This window comes from Citrobacter sp. RHBSTW-01044 (assembly GCF_013781945.1).
Taxonomy (GTDB): Bacteria; Pseudomonadota; Gammaproteobacteria; order Enterobacterales; family Enterobacteriaceae; genus Citrobacter; species Citrobacter braakii.
This window is the reverse complement of the sequence record NZ_CP056180.1, coordinates 1,519,691-1,542,675: the sequence shown is the minus strand read 5'-3', so window position 1 is coordinate 1,542,675 and position 22,985 is coordinate 1,519,691. Positions and strand designations below refer to the sequence as shown.

The following is a 22,985-nucleotide window of genomic DNA, read 5'->3' as shown; positions in this document are numbered from 1 at the left end:
CGTTATGGCGATAATTTCGACTCCCCGACTTACCCTCTCTTTGTTTCAGTTTTCTGACTGGTCATTTTTCCAGAAACTACGTGAATGTCCTGAAGTCATGCGCTATATGGGCAACATCGCCCCGGCGAAAGATACGCGTCTGTTATTCGCCAGACGCCTTGCCGCACAGCACACTTTTGTCATCCGCGAGCACAACAACCCGACGCCGCTCGGCGATATTGGTCTGCAAATCAGCCATCTCTACCCGCACGAAGCCGACCTCGGCTACGCCATCATGCCACAGGCGCAGGGGAAAGGTATTGCCAGCGAAGCCGTACGCGCGGTGTGCCAGTACGCCTTCGAGCACGCGGCGGTCACGGCGATAAATGCTTACGCACTGGCGGATAATAAGGGCTCAATACGGATTCTGGAAAAAACGGGGTTCGTGCGTACGCAGGTGCTGGAAAAGGCGTATGAGATTGATGGTATCGCCTACGACGACTGGGTTTATCGTCTGGAGTGCGACGCGCTAAAATCCCAGGCCCGGAAAGCGTAGCGCCTCCGGGCAGGTGACTTACTTCAACGAACCTTTGAGGAACTGCTGCAAACGCGGACTTTGCGGATTACCAAATACCTGCTCCGGATCGCCCTCTTCTTCAATCTTTCCCTGATGCAGGAAAATCACGTGCGTGGAGACATGACGGGCAAACCCCATTTCGTGGGTCACGACCACCATGGTTTTTCCCTCTTCGGCCAGTTGTTGCATAATGCGCAGCACTTCGCCCACCAGCTCCGGGTCAAGCGCCGACGTGGGTTCATCAAACAGCAACACTTCCGGTTCCATCGCCAGCGCACGAGCAATGGAGACACGCTGCTGCTGACCACCGGACAGATGCACCGGATATTTGCCCTGAGCGCGCTCATCAATACCCACTTTCGCCAGATACTTTACCGCACGTTCGCGAGCTTCCTGCTTGCTCAGCCCCAATACCTGGATCGGCGCTTCCATCACGTTTTCCAGCACCGTCATGTGGCTCCACAGATTAAAGTGCTGAAAGACCATCGTCAGTCGCGTGCGCAGCAAGCGCAGCTGATTTTTGTCTGCAACCTTAAGCTGGCCGTCTTTGTCGCGTACCAGACCAATGTTCTGACCACTGACGACAATCGACCCGGCGCTCGGTTTCTCGAGAAAGTTAATGCAGCGCAGGAAGGTACTTTTACCGGAACCTGACGAGCCAATAATACTGATAACATCACCCGCATTGGCCTGCAGCGATACCCCTTTCAGCACTTCATGTTCGCCGTAGTGCTTATGTAAATCGATAACGTTTAATTTATTTTCAGACATCGTGTTACTCGAATCATTTAGAGGATACATGCTGCAACCAGCGTTTTTCTGCTTTACGGAACAGACTGATCAGGACATACGAAATAATCAAATACAGAACAGCGGCAATACCGAAGGCGGTAAACGGCTGATACGTTGCCGAGTTGATATCGCGGGCGATTTTCAACAAATCAGGCACCGTTGCGGTAAATGCCAGCGCCGTGGAGTGCAGCATTAAAATAACTTCATTGCTGTAAGCCGGCAGCGCAATACGCAGCGCGGAAGGCAAAATAATGCAGCGATACAGTTTAAACGACGAGAAACCGTAAGCGCGCGCGGCTTCAATCTCACCATGGGGTACGGAACGAATAGCCCCGGCGAAAATCTCCGTGGTATAGGCGCAGGTATTCAGCGTCAGCGCCAGCACGGTGCAATTTAGCCCACTGCGGAAAAACGCGTTGAGGAAGTCCGTGCCTTTGACTATCTCCAGCGTATACATCCCGGAATAAAACACCAGCAACTGGACGTACAGCGGCGTCCCACGAAAAATATAGGTGAACAGCCAGATGGGAAACTGGATAAATTTATTACTGGAAACACGACCAATTGCCAAAAACAGCGCCAGTATCCCGCCCATCACCACCGATAAAATCAGAAGCCACAGGGTGATAGCCACGCCGGTGTAGCGATACCCGTCGGTCCACAGCAGGGACTTCCAGTATTCCTGAATAATCTCAATCACAGGTCAGCCCTCTTTACACCCACGGAATAGCGGCGCTCAAGGTACAGCAGCACACCATTAGAAACAGTGGTAAACACCAGATAGATGACCCCGCACACTACGGCAAAATAGAACGGCTCCCAGGTACTTTTTCCGGCAAGCTGAGTGGCTTTCACCACGTCTTCCAGGCCGAGCAACGATACCAGCGCCGTGGCCTTAAGAATGACCTGCCAGTTGTTGCCAATTCCCGGTAAGGCATAGCGCATCATCGCCGGGAACATAATGCGGCGAAATATTTGTGAACTGGTAAAACCGAATGCCGTCGCGGCTTCAATATGTCCTTTTGGCACGGCCATAAATGCGCCACGAAATGTTTCGGTAAAATAGGCTCCGTAGATAAACCCGAGCGTAATAATACCCGCGACCATCGGATCGATATCAATCTGGCTGATACCGATTGCATCGGTAAGGGTATTCAGCGCGATTTGTAATCCGTAAAAGATGAGCAGCATTAAGACCAGATCGGGCACGCCGCGGATAAGCGTTGTGTACCCTTCGAAAATAAGCGCCAGCGCCCGGCTTTGCGACAGCTTAGCTGCCGCGCCGACAAGGCCTATCAGAACCGCCAGTACCACCGAGCTAAGTGCCAGCTCCAGCGTAACAATTGCGCCCTGTAAAATAACACCTGAAAAGCCATACAACATGCTGCCTGTCCTGTCGTGTGTGGTGGAGTAATAAGCCTCTTTTGATTTCAGACAAACTGTTAAATGCGAGATGGCGACTTTGCCTTATCCGGCCTACAAAATCGCTGTAGACCGGATACGCACAGCGCCATCAGGCATAAATTCAACACGTCAAAAATCTACGGGCTTTATCAGCACCTGCGGTGATTAACCGCCGTAAACATCAAAATCGAAGTACTTTTTCGCCAGCTTCTCGTAAGTACCATCAGCTCGCATCTCGGCAAAGGCTTTGTTCAGTGCTTCGCGCAGTTCGTTATCATCTTTGCGCAGCCCCATACCGGTACCTACGCCGAATAACTTCTCATCTTTTACAGATGGGCCGCCGAATTTGTAATCTTTACCGACCGGCTGTTTCAGGAAGCCTTCGCTGGCCGCGACTTCATCCTGGAATGCAGCATCAATACGCCCGGCAGTCAGGTCAGAATAGATATTGTCTTGCCCCTGATAAGAGACAATTTCAATGCCTTTTGGCGCCCAGTGCTCGTTGCCGAAGGTTTCCTGAGTCGTGCCCTGCAGCACGCCAACACGTTTACCTTTCAGCGACTCAATGGTCGGCTGAATAGCAGAATCTTTAGCGACAACCAGACGCGAGTCGGCTGCATAAAGCTTGTCGGTAAAGGCGATTTCCTGCTGACGTTTTTCAGTGATGGAAAGCGAGGACATAATCGCATCGATTTTCTTCGCTTTTAACGAAGGGATAAGCGCGTCCAGCGGGTTTTCCACGAAGGTACATTGTGTATTGATACGTTTGCACAGCTCTTTAGCCAGATCGATATCAAAACCGACTAATTCACCCTGTGCATTTTTCGATTCGAACGGCGCATAAGTAGGATCGGTACCGATACGAATTTTTTGCGGAATGGCTGCAAATGCTGCGGTAGCACTGGAGAAAGCCAGGACCAGAGAAAGAGACAACACCAGTTTTTTCATAACTATCCTCAACAGACTGTCTTTTATAGGGGATCTTTACAGGACCAGGTGCAGTTATCGTGCCATTAATCGGGCCGACAAGGCAAAGCATTCTACCCTGTCGGCGGTATTTATTTGCATGAAAAGCGCTTAAGTATGCACTCATGCTTATTAAGACAGCGACAAAAGCACCAAAACAGTGCACTGAATTTATTATGCACCGTAATGGTTACCCGCAATGGTGCAGCCCATTCCCCGTTGCGGCGTATTAATCGCCGTAGACATTGAAGTTAAAATACTTGCTCGCCATTTTGTCGTAGGTGCCGTCTTTGCGCAGTTCGCCCAGCGCTTTATCGAAAGCAGCTTTCAGCTCTGCATCATCTTTGCGCAAGCCAATCCCGGTGCCGTCACCAAAGTATTTTTTATCTTTCACCGACGGACCAGCAAAAGCGTAGTCCTTACCGGCAGGCTGCTTCAGGAAGCCTTCGCTGGCCGCGACTTCATCCTGCAACGCCGCGTCCAGACGACCCGCTGTCAGGTCAGAATAGATAAGGTCCTGGTTCGCATAGGCCACCACATCTACGCCTTTGCTGCGCCAGTTGTCATTAGCATAGGCTTCCTGAGTCGAGCCTTGCAGTACGCCAACATGTTTACCTTTGAGGGAATCAAGAGTCGGTTGAATTGGGGAACCTTTCGCGGCGATCAGACGTGAGTCTGCTGCGTAAAGCTTGTCTGAGAACGCAATCTCTTGCTGACGCTTCTCAGTGATTGAAAGCGAGGAGATGATGGCATCAATTTTTTTCGCTTTCAGCGACGGGATCAGCGCATCAAAGTCGCTGGCTACCCAGGTACATTTGATCTGCATGCGCTTACACATCTCATTTCCCAGATCGATATCAAAGCCGACAAAGTCGCCTTTGGCATCTTTAGAGGAAAAAGGTGCGTACGTTGTATCTGTACCAATACGAACCGTCTGCGGAAGTGCTGCGTAGCTGGCCGCGGTGGCGGAGAGTCCTACCAGCAAAGACAAAGCAAGAACCGTCTTCTTCATACATAACCCTCAAGTGGCGTAATTTTATTATGTTTTACGTTGTGTTGTGTGTTTGCAGACTTTTTCATGCAGGTCTTATGCCATTTTCGCGTCGATGAGGATATTCGACGTTAAATATGTTAATAAAACGTTGCAATAATGTCCTGATTTTGAAGATAGCAGGTCTGACGGTTGAACCGCAGCGTTTCGTTGAGTTTTAACGAATTAAATGTTGAGGATATGATCGCGGTTACAAAATTGCCCTGAAACAGGGCAACGGATGTTTCTTTGCACGCTGATGGAACGGTTTTACGCCCCTTGCCAGCGGGTGAACAGATCCTGTGGAAGGGAGATATCAAACTGGTCGAGTACGCGGTTAACCGTTTGATTAATCACATCATCTAGCGTTTGCGGGCGATGATAGAATGCCGGGACTGGCGGCATAATCACCGCGCCAATTTCTGCCGCCTGCGTCATCAGTCGCAGATGCCCCAGATGCAGGGGCGTTTCACGCACGCACAGCACCAGCGGGCGGCGTTCTTTCAACACCACGTCTGCCGCACGGGTAAGCAGCCCATCGGTGTAACTGTGGACGATGCCTGAAAGCGTTTTGATTGAACAAGGTAATATTACCATTCCGGCGGTCTGAAAAGAGCCGGAAGAGATACTGGCGGCGATATCGCGCGTATCGTGATTTACATTCGCCAGTGCCTGCACGTCGCGTACAGAGAGGTCTGTTTCCAGCGCCAGCGTCTGTCGGGCAGCAGCACTCATCACCAGATGGGTTTCCACATCAGTAACGTCACGCAAAACCTGCAGCAGGCGCACGCCATAAATCGCGCCACTGGCACCGCTAATCCCTACAATGAGTCGTTTCATTTTTTCGCCCTTACTTGCTTCAGGGCTGACTTTGCAGGTTTTTATGCGCAGTTGCAAGTCAGTCCACTCTATGTGTCCTGACCTGCAACAGAACATTACCCTTCGTTATGCATCTCGAGGTTTTCCGCTTCGTTCTGACGCAAAATTGCTTTGGCATCGTCATTACGCAGGGAGTCAAGGAAATCGAGATATTGCTGGTCGACGTCTTTGGTGACGTACACGCCATTAAACACTGAACATTCAAACTGCTGAATATCCGGGTTCTCAGCGCGGACCGCTTCAATCAGATCGTTCAGATCCTGGAAGATAAGACCGTCTGCACCGATTATCTGGCGAATCTCGTCCACTTCGCGACCATGAGCAATCAGCTCCGTCGCCGTAGGCATATCGATACCATAAACGTTCGGGAAGCGAATTTCCGGGGCCGCAGAGGCCAGATACACTTTCTTCGCTCCGGCTTCACGCGCCATCTCGATAATCTGTTCCGAGGTGGTACCGCGCACGATGGAGTCATCCACCAGCAGCACGTTTTTATCGCGGAATTCCGCACGGTTGGCGTTCAGCTTACGGCGCACGGATTTACGGCGCAGCTGCTGGCCGGGCATGATAAAGGTACGACCCACGTAGCGGTTTTTCACAAAACCCTGACGGTACGGCTTACCGAGAATACGGGCAATTTCCAGCGCGATATCGCAGGAGGTTTCCGGAATCGGGATCACCACGTCAATGTCCAGATCTTCCCACTCGCGAGCAATTTTTTCGCCAAGCTTGGTACCCATATTTACACGGGCGCTGTAAACGGAAATCTTGTCGATAAAGGAGTCAGGACGTGCGAAGTAAACGTATTCAAACAGGCACGGATTGCTGACCGGGTTATCGGCACACTGGCGAGTAAACAGCTGACCTTTTTCGGTGATATACACCGCTTCGCCAGGTGCCACATCGCGCAGGAATTCAAAGCCCAGCGTATCCAGCGCCACGCTCTCGGAGGCCACCATATACTCGGTACGACCATCCCCGATATCGCGTTTACCCAGTACCAGCGGACGGATACCGTTAGGATCGCGGAAGGCAACCATACCGTGGCCGATAATCATCGCCACGCAGGCATAGGCGCCGCGGATCTGGCGGTTGGTTGCCGCAATAGCAGCAAAAATATTATCGGCTTCCAGCGGATAATGGCGGAAGTTATCCAGCTCACTGGCGAAAATATTCAGCAAAATTTCAGAGTCTGAAGTGGTATTGATGTGGCGGCGCTTTTCTTCAAACAGCTTTTTACGCAGCTCATGCGCATTGGTCAGGTTGCCATTATGGGCAAGCGTGATGCCATACGGTGAGTTGACGTAAAAAGGTTGAGCTTCGGAGGCGCTGGAGCTGCCAGCCGTTGGGTAACGCACATGACCGATGCCCATATTGCCCTGCAAACGCTGCATATGGCGCGCTTCAAAAATATCGCTCACCATTCCGTTTGCTTTACGCAAGCGGAAGCAGTTGTTGGCATCAATGGTGATGATGCCTGCGGCATCCTGACCACGATGCTGGAGCACCGTTAACGCGTCATAAATCGACTGGTTTACCGGCATAACACCGGCGATACCGACAATACCGCACATACGTCTTTTCCTCGTTCAGCAACAACCCAAAGTTTATACTTTGGGCAAGAAACTTGACGAGCTTTGCAGATAGTCAAAGAACCATCTGATGATGAAACTGAACTGCGGGATCAGCTGCGACTTGCTCCAGTCTTCACTTTTCGACAGACCGGTAAAGGTATCGAGAAAGAACAGTATGGCGGCGACGATCAGCGCTCCTCGCAGAGCACCAAAGCAGATCCCCAACACCCTGTCAGTGCCCGACAGGCCTGTTTTCTCTACCAGTTGGCCTATCACAAAGTTAACGATAGCGCCGACGATAAGTGTCGCGATAAACAGTATCGCGATAGCAATCCCATTTCGAACGAGTTCGTCTTCAAAGCCCGTAAACCAGACAGACAGGTAAGTGTAGTAATGGCTGGCGACAAAGAAAGCACAACCCCAAGTCACCAACGATAATGCTTCACGAACAAAGCCACGGATCAGGCTAACCAGACAGGAAAAACCAATCACCGCGATAATGGCGTAATCAATCCAGACCATAAGTGTCCCACGATTTAACGCCCTGTCGTCCTGTTCGGGGCGCATTCTAACAGAAAAAGAAAACGTTTGCGTAGGGATTTCCTTTCCACGCGTAAATAAAAATGGCGCTGAAAAAATCTTCAACGCCATACCGTTTTATGCCTCTTCGGGCACTGCCGGATAGCGGTAAAAACACCCTATCCGGCCTGAATTAAGAGCAGCGCCGTGAACAGCGCAATCCCTTAATTAGGGGTGTACCCCATCACTACGCCACTCAGACCGGAGATCTTCTGCAGCTCGCCCAGCGAGTTCTTCAGCTTATCTTTGGAGGCGTCAGGTCCTACGAGAATACGGGTTATTTTACCCTGCACCGGCGTTGATGGGGAAGTATATACCCGGAAGCCCGCGCCACGAAGTTTACCCACGATCTCATTGACCTTATCCGCATTTTTCAGCGCACCGAGCTGTACAACGTACGCTTTGCCGGTTGGCGCTGGCGGTTCCACCGCGGCCGGTTTCGGCGCTGGAGCCGGTGCTGGCGTCGGAGCGACGGCAACCGGCTGCGGCTTCGGTTTGGGTTTCGGCTGTTCTACAGGCGCGGGGACAGGATCTAACTCCGCGCTGTTTGCCGTCGTCAAACGTGACGGATCCAACGATGGCGCGGCAGCATCGCCCGCGCGCACCTCTTCAGCCGCCCCTTCCGGCGGCTGCGTCGGCAGCGCCTGCGTGGCTGCAGGCATCATGTCTGGTTCATCGCGATCGCCGGGTTTCGGCACCAGCGGGATCGCCGCAAACTCATCCTGATAATGCTTTTTCTGCCCGTCAAGCAGCCCGGGGAGCACAATCACCCCCAGCGCGACCAGCACAATTGTGCCGACTAATCGATTCTGAAACTTACTCGCCACCGCTTCTCCCCACGTCTATCACTTCCATGACATGTGCGACAGTGTGAAACGATCCACACACCAACACGGTATCTTCTGGCTTCGCCTCAGCTAGCGCCGCAGACCATGCCTGCGCCACGCTGTCATAGGCGTAGCCTTTGCCCAGATGCTCCAGCAGTTGTTCTGCAGTAGCACCACGCGGCCCTTCCAGGGGCGCACAGTACCAGGCGTCAACCACGCTTTTTAACCAGGCTAACGTACCGGCAATATCTTTATCATGTAGCATACCGATAACCGCAAGTACACGCCCGCTTTTCACTAATTTTTTCAGACGGCCGGTCAGATACTCCGCCGCATGCGGGTTATGGGCAACATCAAAAATCACCCGCGGCGACTCGCTCACAATCTGGAAGCGCCCCGGTAAAATCGCCTGTTCAATACCGTCACGAATGGCCTGCTCGCTGACGTTAAGCCCGCTTGCGCGCAGTGCTGCCAGTGCGGTCGCGGCGTTAGGTTGTGGGACCTGCGGCAACGGCAGGTGCGCCAACGTACCGTGATCGTCCGTAAAGGACCAGTCGTTCTCCGTGACCTCATAGCGCCAGTCCACGCCGCAGCGTTGCAAAATCGCCCCGCTCTCTTGCGCAACATCGGCGATGGTGTAAGGCATTTCCGGTTCACCGACGATAGCCGGTTTCTCTGCACGGAAAATTCCCGCCTTCTCACGACCAATGCTTTCGCGATCCGGGCCCAGCCAGTCAGTATGGTCAAGCGCAATGCTGGTGACCACCGCAACATCGGCATCCACGATATTGGTCGCGTCAAGGCGACCGCCTAACCCAACTTCCAGGATGACGACATCCAGTTGGGCCTGTTTAAACAACCAGAGCGCCGATAAGGTACCGTATTCAAAGTAGGTCAGGGAAATGTCGCCACGCGCGTCTTCAATCTCAGCAAACGAGGCGGTATGCGCTGATTCCGGCAGTTCACGCCCCTGCACGCGTACGCGTTCCGTGTAGCGTACCAGATGCGGCGAACTGTAAACGCCAACTTTATAACCTGCTGCGGTCAGCACAGATTCCAACGTACGGCAGGTTGTGCCTTTCCCGTTGGTTCCCGCCACCGTAAAAACAAATGGCGCGGGTTTCAACACACCCAGTTTGCGCGCCACCTGACTTACGCGTTCCAGGCCGAGATCGATGGTTTTACTGTGCAGGTTTTCCAGATAAGAAAGCCACGATGCCAGGGGCGACGCGGCTTGAGGAATACGTTTATTGTCCATGATGGCTGTAGATTCTTTACGTTGAGAAAAGCAAAAGGGCAGCACCAACCGGCCTGCCCTTTTTTACACGTTGTTTTTCACGTTGCAGATGCGTTGGCTGTGCTCGCTCACCCGAATCACTTACCTGTGTAAGCTCATCGGGATCAACTCTCTTATCGCCTGCCTGCAACCCGAAACCCATAGAGTAAACTATCAGGCCTCTGATTCCTGATCGGGAACCGGAGGTACCACCTCGCCTTCACGCGGCTCATCCGGATTCGGCGTAGGAAGATTCATCAGCTTCGCCAGAATGCTTGCCAGTTTCAGGCGCATTTCCGGACGGCGGACGATCATATCGATAGCGCCTTTTTCAATCAGGAACTCACTACGCTGGAATCCCGGCGGCAGTTTCTCACGTACGGTTTGCTCGATAACACGCGGACCAGCAAAGCCGATCAGTGCTTTCGGTTCTGCAATGTTGAGATCGCCCAGCATCGCGAAGCTAGCAGAAACACCGCCCATTGTTGGATCGGTCAGTACAGAAATATACGGTAAACCGCGTTCCTGCATTTTCGCCAGCGCAGCAGAGGTTTTCGCCATCTGCATCAGAGACATCAGCGCTTCCTGCATACGCGCCCCGCCAGAAGCGGAGAAGCAGATCAGCGGACAGTTATCTTCCAGCGCCTGCTCAACGGCACGGACAAAACGCGCGCCGACCACAGAGCCCATGGAGCCGCCCATAAACGCGAACTCGAATGCAGCAGCAACGACCGGCATACCGTGCAGCGAGCCTTTCATTACCACCAGCGCATCTTTCTCGCCAGTTTCTTTCTGCGCAGAAGCCAGTCTGTCTTTGTACTTTTTGGAGTCACGAAACTTCAGCACATCTTTCGGCTCAAGCTCGCTACCCAGTTCCACAAGAGAACCTTCATCTAACAGGCTATGCAGGCGATTGCGCGCCGACATGCGCATATGATGGTCACACTTCGGACAGACCTCAAGATTACGTTCCAGCTCAGCACGGTATAAAACCTGACCGCAGCTATCACACTTGGTCCACACCCCTTCAGGAATGCTTGCCTTGCGGGTGGGAGTAATGTTGCTTTTAATTCGTTCAATCCAGCTCATTGGTGACCTTTCTGCCTGAACCCTAGTCAGCTTTGTTATAAGGGGCGCATAATGCCATTTTTGCCCCTAACAGACCATGAATGTTGCACATTAAAACATAACAGCCCGAAACTTTGGATAAAAAAGTGGTCGAACCGCTGAGTTACTTTCTATTTTGCAGCCCGTGACGCAGCGCGTTTATGGCGAATCACTTCAATTATGCCCGGCAATACGGAAAGGACGATGATCGCCACAATCAGTAATTTCAGGTTTTCCTGAACGATCGGTAGATCGCCGAACAGATAGCCTGCATAGGTGAACAGCAATACCCACAGCAGCGCGCCTGCGACGTTATACATCGCAAAATGACGGTAGGACATGTGCCCCATACCGGCAACAAACGGTGCAAATGTACGCACAATAGGTACGAAACGCGCGAGGATAATCGTTTTGCCGCCATGACGCTCGTAGAACGCATGGGTTTTATCCAGGTAACTGCGACGGAAAATTTTAGAGTTCGGGTTACTGAAGAGTTTTTCACCGAACAAACGGCCAATAGTGTAGTTCACCGCATCGCCGATAATCGCCGCCACAATCATCAACATCACCATCAGATGAACATTGAGATCGTTAGTTGGCAGCGCAGAAAGCGCGCCAGCGACAAACAGCAGCGAGTCTCCCGGCAGGAACGGCGTCACCACCAGCCCGGTTTCGCAGAACAGGATCAGAAACAGAATCGCGTATACCCAGATACCGTATTCCGCAACCAGCTCCGCCAGATGCACATCAATGTGCAGGATAAAATCGATAAGAAAGTAAATCAGGTCCATAGTTTTGCCTTTATACGACTCAAATTAGTCCGCCAGAAATAGCGGGCCCATAGGCGGTTTTGGCAGGTCGAACCGTTCCGGGTAATCTACTGCAACCAGATACAGTCCTTCCGCTTTCGCCGTTGCCGCTGCCAGCGTTCTGTCCTTCGCCGCTAGCAGTTCTGCTATCCAGCTCTCCGGCTGGTTGTTGGCGCCTACTTCCATCAGGCTGCCGACAATATTCCTGACCATATGATGTACAAAGGCATTCGCTTTAATATCCACCACCACATATGCACCAAAACGTTCAACGTTAATGTGCATCACGTTACGCCACGGTGTGCGCGACTGACACTGCACCGCCCGAAACGAAGTAAAATCATTTTCGCCAATCAAACACTGGGCCGCACGATGCATACGCTCAGCGTCCAGCGGTTCATAGTAATGGGTTACCCCTTTACCTAAAACCGCAGGGCGCAACCGATGATTGTAGATGATGTAGCGATAACGGCGAGCCGTGGCGCTAAATCGGGCATGGAAATCATCGGGTACAGCTTTCACCCAGCGCACAGCGATGTCACCAGGTAAATTCGCATTTACCCCCAGTGTCCAGGCTGCATCTTTACGCTGGGCAGTCGTTTCAAAGTGCACGACCTGCCCTGTGCCATGAACGCCCGCATCCGTGCGTCCCGCACAAAAGACAGTGATGCGTTCATTCGCCACCTGAGAGAGCGCTTTTTCCAGTTTTTCCTGAACGCTACGCACTTCGTTCTGGCGCTGCCAGCCATAATATTTGCTGCCGTCATACTCAATGCCCAGCGCAATTTTATGGGTTGACGGCTGTTGCAGGTCAGACATTAGTACAGGTACTCCTGCACCAGTTTTTCCGCAATTTTCACCGCCATCAACGCACCGCCAAAGCGTACGTTGTCTGCCACAGACCAGAACTGAACCTGTTCCGGCATCCCATAATCGTTATGCACACAGCCAACTGAAAGGTGCGGTGTACCTGACGCATCGCCAACCTGCGTCGGGATATAGGTCTCTTCTGACAACACTACGTCCTCACCGCGTGAAAACGCATCACGTGCTTCTTCCGCCGCCAACGGACGCAGAGCTTCAAAATTCACCATCTGTGCGTGGCCATAAAATACCGGCGACTGCACGATGCTGGCGGAGATAAGTAGCCCGTCGTCCTGCATAATTTTGCGCACTTCATCGACGATACGACGCTCTTCGCGCACACTACCTTCGCGATCCGGCAGCAGCGGCAGCATGTTGAACGCCAGCTGACGACCAAAGAAATCGTCATCGTCAATCGGGATGCCGTTCAGTAGTTTCGCGCTCTGTCCGGCAAGCGCATCTACGGCTTTTTTACCGTGAGCGGAAGCAGAAATAATATTGGTCACCGTAATACGTGACAGCCCGCCGTCATCAATTAGCGGCTTCAGCGCAGACAGCAGTTGGCTGGTCAGGCTGGAAGGAACCGCAATCACATTGCGGTTGCGGTAATCCGCCAGTACGAACGGGTTAACGTCCGGAACCACCAGCGGAACGTCCGGCTCAAGCGCGAACAGGCCACTGCTGTCGATAACCAGGCAACCGGCATTGGTCGCTTCTTCCCCCCATGCGGCGGTGGCTTCAGCGCCCGCAACAAAAAATGCCAGTTGCGCCTGCGTCCAGTCAAAGTCTACAACGTCCTGAACAAGGACCGATTTACCGTTAAAACGCAGATGCTCACCCGCGCTTTCATTACGCGCCAGCGCATAAATTTCACCGACCGGGAACTGGCGTTCAGCCAGCGTATCGAGCAGGGCTTCGCCTACGGCGCCCGTTGCGCCCAGAATGGCAATATTCCAGCCTTCAGACATGGTGATTTACTCCAGAAATACGTAAGCGTCCCTGTCGCATTATTCGACAGGGAGCATTAAGAAGACATTAATGTGCCGGGTGATAAACAGCGTTAAAACCTAGCTTACACAGCAAGGCAGCAGCCGTTGCGTCGTCACACATCACGTATAAAGACGACCATTCACGGCGCTCAAGATAATTTTTACGCAGCTTATCAAACTCACCCGGAATTCCAGCGACTTTACGCAGCGGCGCATCATCGCGGCGCACATCATACACTAAATGCACCAGCCTTTTCAGCGTTGGCTGATCTAACGGGCCATGCAGAGTGATACGACCAAATTCCGGCGCAGGTAACAGGGTATTGAGCGCAACGTGTTGTTCGCGACCAATAAACTTGCTAAAAGCCTCAAAGACCTGCGTGGTGCCGCGCGCTTTTCCTTCCAGGGTATACCCGGCAATGTGCGCCGTGCCGATATCGGCTTTCTCCAGCAATGCCACATTGAGATCCGGCTCCCCTTCCCAGACATCCAGCACGACGCTCAGCGACTGCCCGGCATTCAATCGGTTCAGCAATGCCGTATTGTCGATGACCGGCCCGCGGCAGGCGTTGATCACAATGGTGCCCGGCTTCAGCCGGCTAATCAGCGCATCATCTGCCAGGTGCAGCGTTTTGTACGGTCCGTCTTTAAACAGCGGCGTATGGAAAGTCAACACATCGGCTTGCTCTACCAGTTCGTCGAGCGAGCGGAAATCTCCCTCGTCACCGCGATCGGCTCGCGGCGGATCGCACAGCAGCGTGCGGATCCCCAGTGCTTCCAGACGTGCCTGCAAACGGCCGCCCACATTGCCCACGCCTACGATGCCTACAGTACGATCGCGTAACGCAAACCCGTCGCGCTCCGCCAGCATCAGCAACGCTGAAAAAACATATTCTACGACCGCAATCGCGTTACAGCCGGGCGCTGCGGAAAAGCCGATCTTCGACTGCGCAAGCCATGCTTCATCCACATGGTCCGTGCCTGCGGTTGCCGTGCCGACAAATTGAACCGGTTTTCCGCTAAGCAGTGATTCATTTACTTTCGTCACCGAGCGCACCATTAAGGCATCCGCATCATCCAGTTCGGCAACGGGAATCGGGCGACCGGGAACCGCTTTGACCTCCCCCAAACGACTGAACAGTTCGCGGGCATAGGGCATATTTTCATCAACGAGGATTTTCACGTCTTTCGCACCTGTTTGAGAACGAGAGTTAACCGGGCAAGTGTGCCATAATCTCGCCGCCAGGCATACTGCGAGACCTAGTCAGCACAGATTTAAGGAACAGAGATGATGCAGCCCATTTCAGGTACACCCGCACGCCCTCCCGGCGAAGGCCAAAATGCCCCTTCTGCTGCGGGTGAACAACCGTTATCCACACAACAACGTACCGTGCTGGAACGACTGATTACCCGTCTGATTTCACTCACCCAACAGCAAAGCGCCGAGGTGTGGGCCGGAATGAAGCACGATCTGGGCGTCAAAAGTGATACGCCGCTGCAATCACGTCACTTTCCTGCCGCGGAGCAAAACCTGAATCAGCGGCTGGGTGTTGCTCAGCAAAATCATGCTAATCGTCAGGTTCTCTCACAGCTCACTGAATTACTGAGTCAGGGAAATAACCGCCAGGCGGTAAGTGATTTTATCCGTCAGCAGTATGGGCAAACGGCGCTCAGCCAGCTCACGCCTGAGCAGTTGAAGAACGTGCTCACGCTGCTGCAACAAGGACAGCTTTCTATACCGCAGCCGCAACAGCGCCCGGCCACCGATCGTCCGTTATTACCCGCAGAGCACAATACGCTAAACCAGTTGGTTACCAAACTGGCGGCGGCCACGGGAGAGTCAGGTAAGATGATCTGGCAGTCAATGTTAGAGCTGTCTGGCGTAAAAAGCGGTGAGCTGATCCCCGCCAAACAGTTTACTCATCTGGTCACCTGGCTGCAGGCGCGCCAGACGCTCAGCCTGCAAAGCGCCCCGACGCTACAAACGCTCCAGGCGGCCCTGAAGCTGCCATTAGAGCCGAATGAGCTGACGGCAATAAAAGAGTACGCGCAGCAGACGTATCAGATCCAACCACAAACGATTCTGACCACGGTGCAGGTGCAGGACTTGCTGAATCAAATCTTCCTGCGCCGCGTAGAACGGGAACGCGAGCTAAACGATCCGCGCCATCTTCAGCCTATTTACAGCCCGTTCGCGCCGATGATTGAAACGGTTAAATCTCTGTCGGCACGACCGGGATTGCTGTTTGTCGCGTTAATGATCGCATTAGCCATTTTCTGGCTGGTCGCTTAACCTTTGCTCAGCGTAAGCAGCGTCACGACAATCCCCACCACGGCGGATATCGCTCCGGCAAGGAATACCGAGGGATAACCGTACGCGGTGGCCAGCACCCCGGCGACCGGGCCGCTTATGCCGTAGGAGATATCCTGAAACGCGGCGTAACCGCCCAGCGCCGTACCGCGAACCTGCGCGGGCACTCGCTTCACAACCTCTACGCCCAATGCCGGGAAGATAAGCGAACATCCTGCCCCGGTTAATGCCGCCCCGAGCAGCGCAATCCATGCTGATGGGGCCTGCCACAGCAGAATCAGCCCCGCGGTTTCAACCAGTAAGGAGACAACGGCTACCTTCACGCCTCCGAACCGATCCGGCATCCAGCCAAACAGAATGCGCATCAGCACAAACGCCCCACCAAACGCGGTCAGGGTGAACCCCGCCATCGTCCAGCCGTTGCTGACAAAATAGAGTGAAATAAACGTACCGATCACCGCAAAACCAACGCCCTGCAGCGCCAGGCCCAGGCCCGGTTTCCAGATAAGCCCTACCACGCTCCATAAAGAAGGGCGTTCTCCTGCATGAGCAGGCACTTTGCGAACGGTGCCGTTGAATGCCCATGCCAGCAGCGGTAATACCATTGTCGTTCCCGCCAGCGCCGCGAAGCCAAAGTGGCTATGGATTAGCAAGCCCAGCGGCGCACCGGCGGCCAGCGCACCGTAAATCGCCATCCCGTTCCACGACATCACCTTACCCGAGCGTGTTGGACCGACCAGCCCAAGCCCCCAGGTCAGCGTTCCGGTGAGCAGTTGGCTTTCGCCAAAACCGAGGATCAAACGCCCGACGATTAACAATGCAAATTTTACAGGGACAGAGACAGGCAATAGCGCGGCTAACAACCACGCCGCACCCGCCAACCCACAGGCAAACATCCCCTGTAGCGCCGAACGTTTGGCGCCATATTGATCGGCTAAGCGCCCGGCGTAGCCGCGCGTTAATACCGTTGCCAGAAACTGTACGCCTACGGCGATACCAACCATGGTGTTGCCATAGCCCAGCTCCTGATGCACAAACAGAGGAATAACGGGCAAAGGTAGGCCGACCGTCATATAGGTCAGGAAAACTGCAAAAGCGATACGAAACAGCGAAAAGTTCGCCGAAGGTGTTTTTTCTTGTTGGGTTACAGCTGTCATGCGTTACTCCAAAATGCAGAGTAAGGCGAGGAATGTCCACGCCCCCTCTACCTGACTTTCAGGATTAAGGTGCGTTGGATAACGTTAAACGCTTACGCATTATCAGATAGATAATGTTGAGTGCGAAGTCTGCCTGTGAGCCACTAAATTTGTCAACCCTGAAATCTCACCAGGTCGGTTCACGGTAAAGACGACTTTTCGTCGAATAAAAAAGGAAATACCGCATCAATTCCTTTTGTGCCAAACAGTCCGGTCACCTGCTTGCGCTGCCCCGGCGTCAGCAGTCTGAACATCATATCCCAGATCTCTTTCGGTTCCGCTTCCTGTACGGAACGGCTCTCTAAGGCCAGCACCTTTTCAGTTTCTTTCAGGTAAGGACGGAGATACAAAGGGAAAATGGAGATATGGAACTCCTCAGCCTTTGATTTAACACGTTTGCGCTTCACGCCCTTTTTGCCTTCACTGTACATGTTTAAACGGGAACGAACCGCAGGCGCGCTTCCTGGAAACCCCGGCAATTCAAGACATTCCTTTACCGTGAACCACTCTTTTGCCATTAGTTTCTTTCCTTTCTGCCTGTGGAATAAAAAATATTTTTTCTTTTGCGCGAAATTTCAGTTTTATTCTGGCAATATTCCAGTGACCAAAAAGAAAGTTACATTCTTTTGTTTCTCTGGTTTATACCCTGAAAAATATCGGCGCCGATAACACATTTCCTTAGGATTACAGAATGGAACACAAAAGCCAAGACTGGCATCGTGCAGATATTAAAAGTGCACTGGAAAAAAAAGGAATCACGCTCAGAGATCTTTCTCGTGCGGCTGGATTATCACCCGATTCACTGCGCAATGTATTTACCCGAAGCTGGCCCAGAGCGGAACAGATCATTGCGCAGGCGCTCGAAACCTCGCCAGACGTGATTTGGCCGTCACGCTATCCACGCCAGCAGCCAGAGGATAAAACAAGTAATACTGAATATTAAATAGATCACTCGTAATTTATCGAGCATATAAATTAATAAATATCCCAGCTTAATATATTGAGAATATTAATAGCACTATTTGCCATTTCCAATTGCGTAAATACTGTTAAAGCATCACGTAATTGCTATTACGTATGTTATTAACAGGAGTCGTTATGAGTTGGGATAAAAAGGTGGCGGTCAATTACGCCAAATCGCACGCGAGTTCACATTCACAAGGGCGCTGTGCGGAATATACCCGCAAAGCTGTTCAGGCAGGCGGCGTTACTCTTGGGCGCACTTACCATGCCAAAGATTATGGTCCGATGCTGAAAAACGCCGGTTTCAGCGCCATTGGCGCGCTTGAAGAGCCGCGCGAAGGGGATGTCATCATTATTCAACCTTATGCTAATGGAAACCCGAGCGGTCACATGGCGATATATGACGGTCATGACTGGTATTCCGACTTCAAACAGCGAGACATGTGGGCCGGTCCGGGTTATCGGACCGCAAAGCCGTCATACACCATTTACAGGAAGAAGTAATGAAAGCCTTTCCACTGATTGTTCTCATCCTGCTGATTTGTGGCTGTACCCCTTCTCACCGTGACAGCACGCAGGATGTGAAACAGTTCTATCTTTCGTGGATGAAGAACTACACTCAGGATCCGGATACGCCCCGCGAAACATCAGCATTACTGCAACGCTATGTCGCCAAAGAGGTTATCGGGCGTCTGGCGCTGATTGATACGCTTTATGAGCAGGAGATCGTGCAAGCGGACTACTTTATGTATGTGCAGGATTACGCACCGGCATGGATCCCGCTGTTGCGGGTTGGACAGGCGCAGCCATTCCTCGGCGGTGAAAAACTGAACCTGCAGTTAGGCACTGAGTCAGCCCCTATTCAACTGGAGGTATATACCCGTTGGGAGGAAGGACGGTGGAAAATTTATCGTGTCCGGGACGCGGGTCGTCATTACGAGCAGCCCATTTACAATGCCGGAGAGATTACGCGAGCCAGAGCATGGTCCGCTGAGATCGCGCCGGAATACGAAAAAATGCCGAAGTAAACACAGTAAAAAGGGAGCCTGTTTGCTCCCTTTTTTCGTATTCAAGGAGACTTACGCCTTCAGCTTACGCATAACCAGCGTAGCGTTGGTGCCGCCAAAGCCGAAGCTGTTGGACATCACGGTGGTCAGCGCCTGCTCGGTCGGTTTGGTCACGATGTTCAGACCTGCCGCCTGCTCATCCAGCTCTTCAATGTTGATGCTTGGCGCGATAAAGCCATGTTCCAGCATCAGCAGAGAGTAGATAGCTTCCTGCACGCCAGCCGCGCCCAGTGAGTGACCGGTCATCGCTTTGGTTGCGGAGATTGCCGGGCTGTTATTGCCAAACACTTCGCGGATTGCGCCCAGTTCTTTCACGTCGCCTACCGGAGTCGAGGTACCGTGAGAGTTCAGGTAGTCGATCGGTGTGTCTACACCGTGCATCGCCATCTGCATGCAACGTACTGCGCCTTCGCCAGACGGAGCAACCATGTCTGCGCCATCGGACGTTGCGCCGTAACCGACGATTTCCGCATAGATGTGCGCGCCACGTGCCAGAGCGTGCTCCAGTTCTTCAACCACGACCATACCGCCGCCGCCAGCAATAACGAAACCGTCGCGGTTTGCGTCATAGGTACGGGAAGCTTTTGATGGATCGTCGTTGTATTTGGTAGACAGCGCGCCCATTGCATCGAATTCACACGCCATTTCCCAGCACAGCTCTTCGCCGCCGCCAGCAAAAACGATATCCTGTTTGCCCAACTGAATTTGTTCTACCGCGTTGCCGATGCAGTGCGCAGACGTCGCACAGGCAGAGCTGATGGAGTAGTTTACGCCGTGGATTTTGAACGGCGTTGCGAGGCAGGCAGAAACGCCGGACGCCATCGCTTTAGTGACCACATACGGGCCAACCGCTTTCAGACCACGTGGGCTACGCATTGCGTCAGCGCCGAACACCTGAAAACGTGGGGAGCCGCCGCCGGAACCTGCAATCAGGCCAACGCGCGGATTGTTCTGGTAATCTTCTGCAGCAAGGCCGGCATCAGCCACTGCCTGCTCCATTGACAGGAATGCATAGATGGATGCGTCGCTCATGAAGCGCACTACTTTGCGGTCAATGAGGCCAGTGGTATCCAGTTTTACGTTGCCCCAAACGTGGCTACGCATGCCGGAGTCCTTCAGCTCCTGAGAGAAAGTGATCCCTGAACGTCCTTCACGCAGAGATGCCAGGACTTCCTGCTGGTTATTACCGATGCTGGAAACGATGCCCAAGCCAGTAATCACTGCACGTTTCATTCAATACCTCTGTAAGTCGCACTATTTTAAAGTTTCGAGTGGCACAATAGCGTACACTTGTACGCCGAACAAGTCCGATCAGCCATTTTATGTGGAAATTTGCGCAGCCAGGCACTCATCGCTAAGATCGGGGCACAGCCTGTCAGACGAGTAACTTACGTGAAACAATACGCTATACAACCTGCCAACCTTGAATTCAACGCTGAGGGTACACCTGTTTCCCGAGATTTTGACGATGTCTATTTTTCTAATGATAACGGGCTGGAAGAGACACGTTACGTCTTTCTCGGCGGTAACCATCTCGCACAACGATTCCCTGCGCATTCACGTCCTCTCTTCGTGGTGGCAGAAAGCGGGTTTGGCACCGGACTTAACTTCCTCACGCTCTGGCAGGCATTTGCCGATTTTCGCGATACCCACCCAGAAGCTACCCTGGAAAGATTACATTTCATCAGCTTTGAAAAATATCCGCTGACGCGTGAAGATCTCACCTTAGCCCACCAGCACTGGCCAGAACTTGCCCCGTGGGCCACGGCATTGCAAGAACAATGGCCGCTGCCGCTGGCGGGATGTCATCGCCTGCTGCTTGATGATGGGCGCGTCACGCTGGATCTGTGGTTTGGCGATATTAACGAACTGACCAGTACGCTGGATGACTCTCTGAATCAAAAGGTGGACGCCTGGTTCCTGGACGGTTTCGCACCGGCAAAAAACCCGGATATGTGGACGCCAACGCTGTTTAACGCGATGGCCCGACTGGCTCGTCCCGGCGGGACGCTGGCAACCTTTACATCGGCAGGCTTTGTACGTCGGGGGTTGCAGGAAGCCGGGTTTACAATGCAAAAATGCAAAGGCTTTGGGCGCAAACGCGAAATGCTCTGTGGCGTGATGGAACAGACTCAGGCGCTCACGTCCTCGGCGCCATGGTTTGCGCGTACGGGAACAGATAAGCGCGAAGCCGCCATTATTGGTGGAGGAATTGCCAGCGCATTGCTGTCACTGGCGTTATTGCGCCGCGGCTGGCAGGTCACGCTGTATTGCGCCGACGATAAACCTGCCGGGGGCGCATCCGGTAATCGCCAGGGGGCGCTCTACCCCCTACTTAGCAAACATGACGCGGCCATTAATCTCTTTTTCCCCACTGCGTTTACCTTCGCCCGTCGACTGTATGACACCCTCCCCGTTGAGTTCGCGCATGACTGGTGCGGCGTGACGCAACTCGCGTGGGATGAGAAAAGCCAGCAAAAAATCACCCAGATGCTGTCCCTTGAACTGCCCGCTGCGCTCGCCGTCGGGGTTGACGCACAGCAGGTTTTACAAACAACAGGTGTGGAAACCGGATGCGGCGGGATTCAGTATCCGGCCGGAGGATGGCTGTACCCGGCGCAGTTAACCGCCGCGGTACTGGACTATGCAACAACCCTGGGATTACGCACCCGCTACCAACATACGCTGGCCTCACTGACTCGCCAGACAGCAAGCTGGCAATTGCAGTTTTCCAGTGGAGAAACCGCCTCTCACGCAGCAGTCGTTCTGGCTAACGGTCATCGCATTAGCGGTTTTGAGCAAACGCAGCCGCTACCGGTGTACTCCGTGGGCGGTCAGGTGAGTCATATTCCCACCACACCTGCACTTTCAGCGTTACGTCAGGTGCTGTGCTATGACGGCTACCTCACGCCTCACAACCCGCAAAATCAGCAGCACTGCATTGGCGCCAGCTATCATCGTGGGAGTGAAGAGACAGCGTATCGCGAGGACGATCAGCAACAAAACCGTCAACGCTTAATCGACTGCTTCCCGAACGCTATGTGGGCAAAAGAGGTAGACGTTAGTGACAATGCCGCCCGCTGCGGGGTGCGCTGCGCCACGCGCGATCACATGCCAATGGTCGGCAACGTCGCGGACTATGACGCCACGCTCAGCCAGTACACCACACTTGCTGCAGACAAAGAGCACGCCGTAAGCGCGCCGGTTTATTCCGATTTATTTATGCTGGGTGCGCTGGGATCGCGCGGGCTGTGTACTGCCCCGCTGTGTGCAGAAATTCTGGCGTCGCAAATGAGCAATGAACCGATTCCCATGGATGCCAGCACGCTGGCGGCGCTAAATCCAAATCGTCTGTGGGTCAGGAAGTTATTGAAGGGTAAAGCGGTGAAATAAAAGGATGGGGTGCCCTCTCGTCATGGCCTGATGACGCTACGCTTATCAGGCCTACAAACACCCCAACAAGGTAGGCCGGATAAGACACCAGAGCGTCGCCATCCGGCACAATTTACCGCAATTATTGTGCAGTAGCTTTCTGGAACAGAGTGTCCCACATTTCTTTCACTAACGCCTGGTCACGCGGCGATAGTTCGCCTGCGCTGATGGCTTTTTCCAGGCTGCTGGTCACATTGGCGTACAATGCCTCAGCGGAATGGTCCTCGCCAGCGTCCAGTTCGGCCACGGCCAGCGTCAGGTGTCCACGCAAATAGCCACTGGCAAACAACTCATCATCGCTGGCGTGCTCTACCATATCGTCGATTAATGCCAGAATGCGTGATTCAAACTCCGCGATCATCTT

Annotated in this window: 25 protein-coding genes; 6 read left to right on the top strand and 19 right to left on the bottom strand. The window is 53.2% G+C overall.

The genetic code is table 11. The features are described 5' to 3' along the window. Positions 1-4: 4 nt before the first annotated feature. Positions 5-535: a GNAT family N-acetyltransferase gene (locus HV352_RS07480; protein WP_016157046.1), complete on the top strand. Its 531-nt coding sequence runs from the start codon at positions 5-7 to the stop codon at positions 533-535. A gap of 18 nt (positions 536-553) precedes the next feature. On the opposite strand, the gene hisP is transcribed toward HV352_RS07480, so the two are convergent. From hisP to pdxB, 15 genes are all read right to left on the bottom strand, one after another. Further along, a complete protein-coding gene (gene hisP, locus HV352_RS07475; protein ID WP_043017062.1) occupies positions 554-1,327 on the bottom strand; it encodes a histidine ABC transporter ATP-binding protein HisP in 774 nt (257 codons plus the stop codon). Positions 1,328-1,340: 13 nt separating this feature from the next. Further along, the gene (gene hisM / locus HV352_RS07470; protein ID WP_181635309.1) at positions 1,341-2,048 is read right to left on the bottom strand and encodes a histidine ABC transporter permease HisM; all 708 of its coding nucleotides are present in this window, start codon (positions 2,046-2,048) and stop codon (positions 1,341-1,343) included. Next, entirely contained in the window at positions 2,045-2,731 is a 687-nt protein-coding gene (locus HV352_RS07465) for a histidine ABC transporter permease HisQ (RefSeq protein WP_016153853.1), read from the bottom strand. Before HV352_RS07465 ends, hisM begins: the two co-directional genes overlap by 4 nt. Before the next feature lie 186 nt (positions 2,732-2,917). Further along, complete coding sequence (hisJ, locus tag HV352_RS07460; protein ID WP_003028120.1) at positions 2,918-3,700, bottom strand: histidine ABC transporter substrate-binding protein HisJ; 783 nt, start codon at positions 3,698-3,700, stop codon at positions 2,918-2,920. Between the two features lie 247 nt (positions 3,701-3,947). Further along, positions 3,948-4,730: a lysine/arginine/ornithine ABC transporter substrate-binding protein ArgT gene (argT, locus tag HV352_RS07455; protein ID WP_006683634.1), complete on the bottom strand. Its 783-nt coding sequence runs from the start codon at positions 4,728-4,730 to the stop codon at positions 3,948-3,950. Between the two features lie 288 nt (positions 4,731-5,018). Next, positions 5,019-5,588 (bottom strand): UbiX family flavin prenyltransferase, encoded by a 570-nt coding sequence (locus HV352_RS07450; RefSeq protein ID WP_019077299.1) that lies wholly within the window; start codon positions 5,586-5,588, stop codon positions 5,019-5,021. 95 nt (positions 5,589-5,683) lie between these two features. After that, a complete protein-coding gene (purF, locus tag HV352_RS07445) occupies positions 5,684-7,201 on the bottom strand; it encodes an amidophosphoribosyltransferase (RefSeq protein WP_005129677.1) in 1,518 nt (505 codons plus the stop codon). 33 nt (positions 7,202-7,234) lie between these two features. Beyond that, positions 7,235-7,723, bottom strand: coding sequence for a colicin V production protein (gene cvpA, locus HV352_RS07440; RefSeq protein ID WP_005129678.1), 489 nt, complete (start codon positions 7,721-7,723; stop codon positions 7,235-7,237). A 221-nt stretch (positions 7,724-7,944) separates the two neighbouring features. Continuing rightward, complete coding sequence (gene dedD, locus HV352_RS07435; RefSeq protein ID WP_016153857.1) at positions 7,945-8,607, bottom strand: cell division protein DedD; 663 nt, start codon at positions 8,605-8,607, stop codon at positions 7,945-7,947. Then, positions 8,597-9,865 (bottom strand): bifunctional tetrahydrofolate synthase/dihydrofolate synthase, encoded by a 1,269-nt coding sequence (folC, locus tag HV352_RS07430; protein WP_019077300.1) that lies wholly within the window; start codon positions 9,863-9,865, stop codon positions 8,597-8,599. Before folC ends, dedD begins: the two co-directional genes overlap by 11 nt. Before the next feature lie 192 nt (positions 9,866-10,057). Continuing rightward, on the bottom strand, positions 10,058-10,972 hold the full coding sequence (gene accD / locus HV352_RS07425) for an acetyl-CoA carboxylase, carboxyltransferase subunit beta (protein ID WP_137367492.1): 915 nt from the start codon (positions 10,970-10,972) through the stop codon (positions 10,058-10,060). A 149-nt stretch (positions 10,973-11,121) separates the two neighbouring features. After that, positions 11,122-11,781: a DedA family protein gene (locus HV352_RS07420; RefSeq protein WP_016153860.1), complete on the bottom strand. Its 660-nt coding sequence runs from the start codon at positions 11,779-11,781 to the stop codon at positions 11,122-11,124. Positions 11,782-11,805: 24 nt separating this feature from the next. Further along, a complete protein-coding gene (gene truA, locus HV352_RS07415; protein ID WP_016157050.1) occupies positions 11,806-12,618 on the bottom strand; it encodes a tRNA pseudouridine(38-40) synthase TruA in 813 nt (270 codons plus the stop codon). After that, positions 12,618-13,631, bottom strand: coding sequence for an aspartate-semialdehyde dehydrogenase (locus tag HV352_RS07410; RefSeq protein ID WP_181635308.1), 1,014 nt, complete (start codon positions 13,629-13,631; stop codon positions 12,618-12,620). Before HV352_RS07410 ends, truA begins: the two co-directional genes overlap by 1 nt. Before the next feature lie 67 nt (positions 13,632-13,698). Further along, entirely contained in the window at positions 13,699-14,835 is a 1,137-nt protein-coding gene (gene pdxB / locus HV352_RS07405) for a 4-phosphoerythronate dehydrogenase PdxB (RefSeq protein WP_016153863.1), read from the bottom strand. A 108-nt stretch (positions 14,836-14,943) separates the two neighbouring features. On the opposite strand from pdxB, the gene flk reads away from it, so the two are divergent. Continuing rightward, positions 14,944-15,945, top strand: coding sequence for a flagella biosynthesis regulator Flk (gene flk / locus HV352_RS07400; protein ID WP_016153864.1), 1,002 nt, complete (start codon positions 14,944-14,946; stop codon positions 15,943-15,945). Here the strand turns inward: flk and HV352_RS07395 are convergent. Both HV352_RS07395 and HV352_RS07390 read right to left on the bottom strand, forming a co-directional pair. Further along, on the bottom strand, positions 15,942-17,120 hold the full coding sequence (locus tag HV352_RS07395; RefSeq protein WP_088583049.1) for an MFS transporter: 1,179 nt from the start codon (positions 17,118-17,120) through the stop codon (positions 15,942-15,944). The two genes, flk and HV352_RS07395, sit on opposite strands and share 4 nt — an antisense overlap. 179 nt (positions 17,121-17,299) lie before the next feature. Further along, entirely contained in the window at positions 17,300-17,677 is a 378-nt protein-coding gene (locus HV352_RS07390) for a hypothetical protein (RefSeq protein ID WP_181635307.1), read from the bottom strand. Positions 17,678-17,850: 173 nt separating this feature from the next. Here HV352_RS07390 and HV352_RS07385 point away from each other — a divergent pair, with 173 nt between their 5' ends. From HV352_RS07385 to HV352_RS07375, 3 genes are all read left to right on the top strand, one after another. Beyond that, complete coding sequence (locus HV352_RS07385) at positions 17,851-18,102, top strand: helix-turn-helix domain-containing protein (RefSeq protein WP_016153867.1); 252 nt, start codon at positions 17,851-17,853, stop codon at positions 18,100-18,102. 155 nt (positions 18,103-18,257) lie between these two features. Further along, positions 18,258-18,626, top strand: coding sequence for an NlpC/P60 family protein (locus HV352_RS07380; protein WP_016153868.1), 369 nt, complete (start codon positions 18,258-18,260; stop codon positions 18,624-18,626). Then, a complete protein-coding gene (locus HV352_RS07375; RefSeq protein ID WP_019077303.1) occupies positions 18,626-19,150 on the top strand; it encodes a YbjP/YqhG family protein in 525 nt (174 codons plus the stop codon). Before HV352_RS07380 ends, HV352_RS07375 begins: the two co-directional genes overlap by 1 nt. A 51-nt stretch (positions 19,151-19,201) precedes the next feature. Here the strand turns inward: HV352_RS07375 and fabB are convergent, their stop codons facing one another. Continuing rightward, complete coding sequence (fabB, locus tag HV352_RS07370; RefSeq protein ID WP_016157055.1) at positions 19,202-20,422, bottom strand: beta-ketoacyl-ACP synthase I; 1,221 nt, start codon at positions 20,420-20,422, stop codon at positions 19,202-19,204. Positions 20,423-20,581: 159 nt separating this feature from the next. On the opposite strand from fabB, the gene mnmC reads away from it, so the two are divergent. After that, positions 20,582-22,582 (top strand): bifunctional tRNA (5-methylaminomethyl-2-thiouridine)(34)-methyltransferase MnmD/FAD-dependent 5-carboxymethylaminomethyl-2-thiouridine(34) oxidoreductase MnmC, encoded by a 2,001-nt coding sequence (gene mnmC / locus HV352_RS07365; protein WP_181635306.1) that lies wholly within the window; start codon positions 20,582-20,584, stop codon positions 22,580-22,582. Between the two features lie 121 nt (positions 22,583-22,703). Here the strand turns inward: mnmC and HV352_RS07360 are convergent, their stop codons facing one another. Next, complete coding sequence (locus HV352_RS07360; RefSeq protein ID WP_016157057.1) at positions 22,704-22,982, bottom strand: YfcL family protein; 279 nt, start codon at positions 22,980-22,982, stop codon at positions 22,704-22,706. Positions 22,983-22,985 lie beyond the last annotated feature (3 nt).

Bases quoted from the DNA above. Each gene is read 5' to 3' on its own strand.
- hisP (WP_043017062.1), bottom strand. From the start codon at position 1,327: ATGTCTGAAAATAAATTAAACGTTATCGATTTACATAAGCACTACGGC.
- HV352_RS07395 (WP_088583049.1), bottom strand. From the start codon at position 17,120: ATGACAGCTGTAACCCAACAAGAAAAAACACCTTCGGCGAACTTTTCG.
- HV352_RS07480 (WP_016157046.1), top strand. From the start codon at position 5: ATGGCGATAATTTCGACTCCCCGACTTACCCTCTCTTTGTTTCAGTTT.
- truA (WP_016157050.1), bottom strand. From the start codon at position 12,618: ATGTCTGACCTGCAACAGCCGTCAACCCATAAAATTGCGCTGGGCATT.
- HV352_RS07385 (WP_016153867.1), top strand. From the start codon at position 17,851: ATGGAACACAAAAGCCAAGACTGGCATCGTGCAGATATTAAAAGTGCA.
- HV352_RS07465 (WP_016153853.1), bottom strand. From the start codon at position 2,731: ATGTTGTATGGCTTTTCAGGTGTTATTTTACAGGGCGCAATTGTTACG.
- flk (WP_016153864.1), top strand. From the start codon at position 14,944: ATGCAGCCCATTTCAGGTACACCCGCACGCCCTCCCGGCGAAGGCCAA.
- argT (WP_006683634.1), bottom strand. From the start codon at position 4,730: ATGAAGAAGACGGTTCTTGCTTTGTCTTTGCTGGTAGGACTCTCCGCC.
- HV352_RS07360 (WP_016157057.1), bottom strand. From the start codon at position 22,982: ATGATCGCGGAGTTTGAATCACGCATTCTGGCATTAATCGACGATATG.
- accD (WP_137367492.1), bottom strand. From the start codon at position 10,972: ATGAGCTGGATTGAACGAATTAAAAGCAACATTACTCCCACCCGCAAG.
- HV352_RS07380 (WP_016153868.1), top strand. From the start codon at position 18,258: ATGAGTTGGGATAAAAAGGTGGCGGTCAATTACGCCAAATCGCACGCG.
- folC (WP_019077300.1), bottom strand. From the start codon at position 9,865: ATGGACAATAAACGTATTCCTCAAGCCGCGTCGCCCCTGGCATCGTGG.
- HV352_RS07410 (WP_181635308.1), bottom strand. From the start codon at position 13,631: ATGTCTGAAGGCTGGAATATTGCCATTCTGGGCGCAACGGGCGCCGTA.
- HV352_RS07450 (WP_019077299.1), bottom strand. From the start codon at position 5,588: ATGAAACGACTCATTGTAGGGATTAGCGGTGCCAGTGGCGCGATTTAT.
- HV352_RS07390 (WP_181635307.1), bottom strand. From the start codon at position 17,677: ATGGCAAAAGAGTGGTTCACGGTAAAGGAATGTCTTGAATTGCCGGGG.
- HV352_RS07420 (WP_016153860.1), bottom strand. From the start codon at position 11,781: ATGGACCTGATTTACTTTCTTATCGATTTTATCCTGCACATTGATGTG.
- purF (WP_005129677.1), bottom strand. From the start codon at position 7,201: ATGTGCGGTATTGTCGGTATCGCCGGTGTTATGCCGGTAAACCAGTCG.
- cvpA (WP_005129678.1), bottom strand. From the start codon at position 7,723: ATGGTCTGGATTGATTACGCCATTATCGCGGTGATTGGTTTTTCCTGT.
- fabB (WP_016157055.1), bottom strand. From the start codon at position 20,422: ATGAAACGTGCAGTGATTACTGGCTTGGGCATCGTTTCCAGCATCGGT.
- HV352_RS07375 (WP_019077303.1), top strand. From the start codon at position 18,626: ATGAAAGCCTTTCCACTGATTGTTCTCATCCTGCTGATTTGTGGCTGT.
- hisJ (WP_003028120.1), bottom strand. From the start codon at position 3,700: ATGAAAAAACTGGTGTTGTCTCTTTCTCTGGTCCTGGCTTTCTCCAGT.